The sequence below is a fragment of the uncultured Anaerococcus sp. genome (assembly GCF_963510575.1).
Classification (GTDB): Bacteria; Bacillota; Clostridia; order Tissierellales; family Peptoniphilaceae; genus Anaerococcus.
In genome coordinates this window covers 43,810-50,377 of record NZ_CAUPFR010000001.1, presented here as the reverse complement: position 1 = coordinate 50,377, position 6,568 = coordinate 43,810, and the positions used below count along the sequence as shown (strand labels likewise).

The following is a 6,568-nucleotide window of genomic DNA, read 5'->3' as shown; positions in this document are numbered from 1 at the left end:
CTTAAGAGAATTGACGACGCCCTAATAGAAAAATACATGGACTAGCCTATGGCAAAGCTAAAAGTAACCCCTACTAGGATGAACCTAAACACTCTAAAGGGAAGGCTTGCCACTGCTAAAAGAGGATACAAACTCCTTAAAGACAAGCAAGATGAGCTAATGAGGCAATTCTTGGAGCTTATTAGGGAAAATAAAAAACTCAGAGAAGACGTAGAAAAGGAACTATCAGACTCCTTTGCAGCTTTTTTGATGGCATCAGCCTTCATGAGTCCAGAAATCCTCGAAGAAGCAGTTAGTTTTCCAACCCAGGAAGTTGGCGTTGATATTACAAGTAAAAACGTCATGAGTGTTAGGATTCCTAAGATGGAATTTAAGGTAAAGGTAAACGAAAAAGCTTCGATGTTTCCCTACGGCTACGCCACAACAAGCGTGGGCCTAGATGAAGCAATCCTAAAGCTAAACCATGTAGTAGACAGGCTTTTGCAATTAGCTGAGCTAGAAAAAACAACCCAGCTAATGGCAGATGAGATTGAATCCACAAGAAGAAGGGTAAACGCCCTAGAATACAGGACCATCCCTGACCTTGAAGAAACAATCAAATACATCAGAGCCAAACTAGAAGAAAACGAAAGAGCAACTATCTCTCGTTTGATGAAGGTAAAAGATATAATTTCAGAAGAAAGATAAAAAAGACCACCGATTTTTCGGTGGTTTTTATGGTTATTTATAGTTGGATGCCTACGACTTGAAAATCCTAAGCTTGGTTTTCTTTTTTGCGAACTGAAAAATACTTGCCAAAAGATCCTATAGCTATAAGGCTTGTTCCTATTATCCATCCGTACTCGATTTGGTGAGTTTTATAAGACATGTATATTGACACAAGCAAAACTATTAAAGCAAGGCTTCCTACAATTAAATCTCTGTATGTATTCATTATTATCCTTCCTGATATTTTTTTACCCGTTTTTTGAAATGATAATCATAAGACGTTAGTAAAATACTGAAACATTATCAGGGGTTTGTCCGCTTTTTTGATATTCCAGATTCAATTTAAAAATCAAATCTAAGGCTATTCTATCAATGCCGTTTTCTGACAAATAGCTGGCGTGTGTAGAGTTTTCGACAGAAATTTTCCCGGATTTTATGAAATCTTCCAATTCAACCTCAGGATATTTTTTCTTTTCAATCCACACCTTCTTTCCGTTTGATTTTTTAATTTTCTTTTTACTAATAGTAGGTTTTGGGAAATAGTCTTTATGGACTATAATTATTCCATCAAAAGTATTCTGTGCTTTTTCCGAATTCTCATTATTATAATTAAATGAACAATATTTGAACATAAGATAGTCTATATCTTTAGATATCAGTATACACTTTCCTCCAAAACCTAAACTCATAATTTTATCTCCTCTATTATTGATTATTATACTAGAAATTACAAATAAATATATTTAATATAGGTTTTCCTTTCTAATCTCTCAAAATTAAGTATAATGTTAACCGTGCTCTTTTTTGAGATATTATTTTATTTATTTAATTTTAGATAGAGGAAGGTTTTATGAAGAAGAAAAATATGAAACTTGCCCTTTTTGTGGGACTTGTTTCGATAATTTTATCAATATATATTTCCCTAAGTGGGAAGGATACTTTTGCCACTGCCTGGGCGCTTTTCCCGCCTGTGCTCGCGATTTTTATGGCGCTTTTGACCAAGGAAGTTTATTCGTCCTTGTTTTTGGGAATCTTAGTCGGAGGGATTTTGGGATCAGGTGGGTCCTTGTCCCAGTCGCTTGACAATGTTGTTGAAAAGGGGCTTATTGCATCAGTTTCTCAAACTGCGGGGATTTTTATTTTCCTAGTTGTTTTGGGAATCATGGTTGTTTTGATAAATCATTCGGGTGGGTCAAGAGCTTTTGGAGAATTTGCCCACTCAAAGATAAAATCGAGAAAGGCCGCCCAACTTTCGACTTTTTTCCTTTGCTCCATGCTTTTTATTGACGATTATTTTAACTGTCTGACATCAGGCTCTGTTATGAAGCCTGTGACTGATTCTTATAAGATTTCAAGGGCCAAACTTGCCTACATCATCGACTCAACTGCAGCTCCTATCTGTATGATTGCGCCGATTTCATCTTGGGCAGCGGCGGTTTCTGGCTATGCTGAGGGAATTTCTGGAATTGAGATGTTTGTAAGGGCCATTCCCTTTAATTTCTATTCGCTTTTGACCCTAGTTTTTGTAGTGTCAATTATACTTTTTGACAACGACTTTGGTCCGATGAAGGATGTTGAGAAAAAAGCCATAGAAACAGGCGACCTTGGCGCAGTTAAGACAACAAAGATTACAGCTGAAGATGGCAATCCAAATGGAAAAGTGATTGACCTTATCTTTCCGATTTTGGTTTTGATTGTAGTTTCTGTTTTATCTTTAGTCTACGTTGGCGGATTTTTTGATCCTGCAAGTGAGTTTTATAGAGACTTTGTAAATGCCTTTGCCAACACAGACTCATCTGTGGCCCTAGCCATGGGGTCCCTCTCTGCCCTAATTATTTCCATAATTTATTTTGTGATTAGGGGTGTGATTAGCTTTGAAAAGTCAATGGAAAGTCTGTCCGAAGGATTTTCTTCAATGGTTGGGGCGATTTTGATCTTAACCATGGCCACAAGTCTTAAAAACATTTCAAACGACCTTTTGGGTTCTCAAGAATTTGTTGCAAATCTCATGAAAGGAGCTGTTGGCAGCCTAAATTCATTTTTGCCTGCAGTTATCTTTGTGGTTGCGATTTTCCTTGCCTTTGCCACAGGAACATCTTGGGGAACTTTTGGAATCCTAATTCCAATTATAACTGCCATGTTTGAAATAGGTCAACCTCTGTTTTTCATAGGCATATCTGCTTGCCTATCTGGGGCGGTTTGCGGTGACCACATTTCGCCAATTTCAGATACAACCATAATGTCATCGGCAGGTGCTGGTTGCGTCCACGTTGATCACGTCAAAACCCAGTTAGCCTATGGGCTTACCGTAGCAGCCATTGCCAGCATTTCCTATATCGTAGCTGGTTTTACCCATTCGGCAATTATTTCCCTTGCCTTTGGGATTTTTGCAATCATGGTCTTTATGGTGGTTTTAAAATCTATAAACAAAAAGAAATCCCTAGCCTAAGTGCTGGGGATTTTTGACAAGGAAGTCACTATCCCATAGAATGATTAAGATATTTGAAAAATAGGAGTTTACATGGAATATATTTATAAATTTGATACGGACAATGGCTTTGAAGAAACGACCATGCCAAAGTTTTACGATGCCATAGAAGACGACGACTTTTACCTCATGTATTTGGGAAAGGCTGACTTTATTGATTTTGCAAAAAAATACAAGCTTGACAATGCCTTGGTTGACTTGCTTGTCACAGAAAATAGCAAAAAATCCTATGTGGCAGTTGAGGATACCTACACCTTTGCGATTTTGGAGCTTTTAGACATAAGGGGTAATCTTGACACCTCAGACCTCATAGGATTTTATATAGAAAATAACAGGCTAGTTGTAGTTGATATGTACGACAAGGACGATTCCACAACTCGTGCCTTCAATAAGATGGTGGCCAAGAAATTTTCATCAAGGTCGCCAGGTCGTGCCTTAAAACACTTCATCACAGCCCTAATTGACGGGCACACAGGGATTTTTGATTCAATAAAAAATTCTACAGCCCAAATTGAGGATTCGATAATAAATAACAAGTCAAGTAAGGATAAGATTGGAGTAATTTCAGACAATAGGCACAAGGCTCTAAATCTTTACACTTCCTACGAGAGACTCCTAGACACAATCGAAGTTTTTGTAGAAAATGAAAATGAAATCTTTGATGAAGATGACATCAAACACTTAAAATCCCTGGCCTACAGGGTTGAAAGGTATTCGGCGAATATTTCCTATTTGTCCGACTACATTACCAATGTCAAGGACTCCTATGATTCAAAAATGGATCTTTCCATGAACTCAACTATGAAAATCCTCACAGTTGTAACTACGATTTTCACCCCGATTACAGTCCTAACTGGCTGGTACGGAATGAACTTTGAAAACATGCCGGAACTTAGCTGGGAATTTGGATATATGTACATCATAGGCCTTTCTATCCTAAGCGTCATCATTTGCTATCTTTTATTTAAAAAGATTGACAAATAGGGTCTAGCTTTGACAAGGGTGAGGATTGTTGATATAGTCAAAGTGTATTATATTTAAAGGAGAAATTATGGACTCTGTTCCCTACCACAGTTTAATTTTGGTTTTAATAGTAATTTTTTTAGTTTTAATAAATGGGTTTTTTACAGCCCTCCATACTGGAGTGATTAGCCTTTCTCAGGATAAGCTCCGTGATTTAGAAGAAAAAGGCAGTAAGGATGCTGAGGTCTTGCTAAGGATAACTTCCAACCAAGATAGGCTTAACCAGTCTTTTTCTATGATAAATTCTGTCATATCTCTTGTCACAGTCGCTTTTATAGCCGATATGATTAGGGATTCGAGATTTATTATGACTTATGTTTCCATGAAGACTGCGCTTTTAATCACTATCTTGCTTTACATAGTAATAAAAATAATTTTTGTAGATAAGATTCCTCAAAGGATAGGGGTTAGAAATCCTCTGGGTTTTGCCCTTAATACCACAGGCACTTTGAGGTTGGCCCTTGCTTTAACCAAGCCTTTTGTTCTTGTTACTGACAAGGTAACAAATTTCATAATGAAAATTTTTGGCATAGAGGCAGGTGTTATCCAAAAGGAAGTTACCAACGAACAGATAAAATCAATCGTCCAAATCGGTGAAGACCAGGGTATTATTAGGCCTATGGAATCAAAGATGATCCATTCCATCATGAATTTTGATGACATAATCGTAGAAGAAATCATGACCGCAAGGACTGACGTCTTTATGATTGACATCAACGACAAGGATAGGGAGTACATGGAAGAATTTGTGAAAATTCGCCACAATAGGATTCCGATTTTTGAAGATGATGTTGATAATATCTTGGGAGTTTTGTACACAAAGGACTACCTCTTGGAGGCGACCAAGGTTGGACTTTATAATGTAGATATAGAAAAATTAATCAGGCCTGCCTACTTTGCGCCAGATAAAATCGAAGCTGACAAGCTTTTTTCAGATATGCAAAAGGGTCATATTCACATGGCGATTTTGATTGACGAATATGGTGGTTTTTCAGGTGTAATTACCATGGAAGACTTGATTGAAGAAATCGTAGGCGACATGGAAGATAGTTTTGACTACGATATACCAGAGATAAAAATCAACAGCAAAAACGTCTTTGTTGTTAAGGCTTCGATTGGAATTAAGGACCTAAATGAGAAAATTCCTATAAATATTGATGAAGATAATGAAAATTACGATTCGCTCGGTGGTTTTATTATAGACAAGCTCGGCTATATACCAGAAGCAGGTGACAATGAAACCATAATCTACAATGGTTATGAGATAAAAATCCTCTACATGGAAGATAACAGGATAAAGGCTTGTAGGATTAGGAAACTAAAGGAAAAACCAAGCGAAGAAAATTCTGAAAAAGAAGCAGGAGACCAAGTCAAAGAAGAAAAATAAAAAAAATCGTCCGTTTTGGGCGATTTTTTCGTATTAATTTTAAAACCATTAGCTATAAGGGTTTTATTTTTCGTCAGGACTTACTCCCAGGGAAATAAGTCTCATATCTTCTGTAAAAACAAAATCATAGACGATTTTTTCTATATGTTCAAAGCTATAGACAAGCCTAACCTGGACTAGGTTTAAGTTGGCAGGGGCTTTTTTAATGACGTCCTTAGCAAAAGAGACTTTTACAGATGACTTGTCTGTCAGGGGTTTTCCTGCCATTTTCAGGTCTTTTGCAAGACCTTGGTACATTTCATCAAATTTTTTCTCATCAAGACTTAGGCCAGCAATATCTTTGGCAAAAAGGTCCTTGTCTTCATTTTTTAGGGCATCGATTATTTCATAAGCCTTGTCTACAAAGGCTTGGTTGTCTTTTTTTAGCTTCTCATTTTTGGCAAGGGTCGAGCCAAGAGTGATATCTAATTTCTTTAGCTTATCCCCATCTTTATCAGCTGATATAAGTAGGGAATCATCTTCATTTTTAGTTGTGATTATAAAAGACTTATCCTTTTTTTCTAATTTTTTTATACTTAAAATAGGTCCTGCGATGTCAACTGGGTCAAGCTTGTTAGTTAAAACCCTAAGATCTCCTCCAACTTCGCTCTTAAGAGGGTCGCCTAAAATTTTTGATAATTTTTCTGAGTTTTTATTTTCTATATTTTTTAGAAGTTCAGCCAAAAAAGTTTTTTCTTCGTCGGTTAAATCTTTATTTGAATCTTCTATGAGTTTGTAAAAGTCATCGGTTACATTTTCGTCTTTGATTTCTTCTTCACTTTTGATTACAACTGATTTTTCATTTGAGGTATCTGGGGATTTATTTTCCTTGCAAGCAGAAAAGATTAAGCCAAGAGCCAAAAGTAAAACCAGGGATTTTCTATTTTTCATATATCCTCCTCTTATTATTATAACATAAAGGC

At 36.6% G+C, this 6,568-nt stretch carries 7 protein-coding genes; 4 read left to right on the top strand and 3 right to left on the bottom strand.

Annotated elements, in window-relative coordinates:
• Positions 1-48 precede the first annotated feature (48 nt).
• The gene (locus RQ907_RS00250) at positions 49-687 is read left to right on the top strand and encodes a V-type ATP synthase subunit D (protein ID WP_311491400.1); all 639 of its coding nucleotides are present in this window, start codon (positions 49-51) and stop codon (positions 685-687) included.
• 67 nt (positions 688-754) lie between these two features.
• On the opposite strand, the gene RQ907_RS00245 is transcribed toward RQ907_RS00250, so the two are convergent.
• Both RQ907_RS00245 and RQ907_RS00240 read right to left on the bottom strand, forming a co-directional pair.
• A complete protein-coding gene (locus RQ907_RS00245; RefSeq protein WP_311491399.1) occupies positions 755-934 on the bottom strand; it encodes a hypothetical protein in 180 nt (59 codons plus the stop codon).
• Between the two features lie 55 nt (positions 935-989).
• Complete coding sequence (locus RQ907_RS00240; RefSeq protein ID WP_311491398.1) at positions 990-1,397, bottom strand: hypothetical protein; 408 nt, start codon at positions 1,395-1,397, stop codon at positions 990-992.
• Between the two features lie 161 nt (positions 1,398-1,558).
• Here RQ907_RS00240 and RQ907_RS00235 point away from each other — a divergent pair, with 161 nt between their 5' ends.
• From RQ907_RS00235 to RQ907_RS00225, 3 genes are all read left to right on the top strand, one after another.
• Positions 1,559-3,157 carry a Na+/H+ antiporter NhaC family protein gene (locus RQ907_RS00235; protein ID WP_311491397.1) on the top strand — a complete coding sequence of 533 codons (1,599 nt, stop codon included), beginning with the start codon at positions 1,559-1,561 and terminating at the stop codon, positions 3,155-3,157.
• A 72-nt stretch (positions 3,158-3,229) separates the two neighbouring features.
• Positions 3,230-4,180 (top strand): CorA family divalent cation transporter, encoded by a 951-nt coding sequence (locus RQ907_RS00230; RefSeq protein WP_311491396.1) that lies wholly within the window; start codon positions 3,230-3,232, stop codon positions 4,178-4,180.
• A gap of 67 nt (positions 4,181-4,247) precedes the next feature.
• Positions 4,248-5,606 carry a hemolysin family protein gene (locus RQ907_RS00225; protein ID WP_311491395.1) on the top strand — a complete coding sequence of 453 codons (1,359 nt, stop codon included), beginning with the start codon at positions 4,248-4,250 and terminating at the stop codon, positions 5,604-5,606.
• Positions 5,607-5,669: 63 nt separating this feature from the next.
• On the opposite strand, the gene RQ907_RS00220 is transcribed toward RQ907_RS00225, so the two are convergent.
• Positions 5,670-6,536, bottom strand: a complete 867-nt coding sequence (locus tag RQ907_RS00220; protein WP_311491394.1) for a hypothetical protein — start codon at positions 6,534-6,536, stop codon at positions 5,670-5,672.
• Between the last annotated feature and the right edge of the window lie 32 nt (positions 6,537-6,568).

Excerpts from the sequence above, each read along its gene's own strand:
- RQ907_RS00245 (WP_311491399.1), bottom strand. The coding sequence starts at position 934 with ATGAATACATACAGAGATTTAATTGTAGGAAGCCTTGCTTTAATAGTT.
- RQ907_RS00235 (WP_311491397.1), top strand. The coding sequence starts at position 1,559 with ATGAAGAAGAAAAATATGAAACTTGCCCTTTTTGTGGGACTTGTTTCG.
- RQ907_RS00220 (WP_311491394.1), bottom strand. The coding sequence starts at position 6,536 with ATGAAAAATAGAAAATCCCTGGTTTTACTTTTGGCTCTTGGCTTAATC.
- RQ907_RS00240 (WP_311491398.1), bottom strand. The coding sequence starts at position 1,397 with ATGAGTTTAGGTTTTGGAGGAAAGTGTATACTGATATCTAAAGATATA.
- RQ907_RS00250 (WP_311491400.1), top strand. The coding sequence starts at position 49 with ATGGCAAAGCTAAAAGTAACCCCTACTAGGATGAACCTAAACACTCTA.
- RQ907_RS00230 (WP_311491396.1), top strand. The coding sequence starts at position 3,230 with ATGGAATATATTTATAAATTTGATACGGACAATGGCTTTGAAGAAACG.
- RQ907_RS00225 (WP_311491395.1), top strand. The coding sequence starts at position 4,248 with ATGGACTCTGTTCCCTACCACAGTTTAATTTTGGTTTTAATAGTAATT.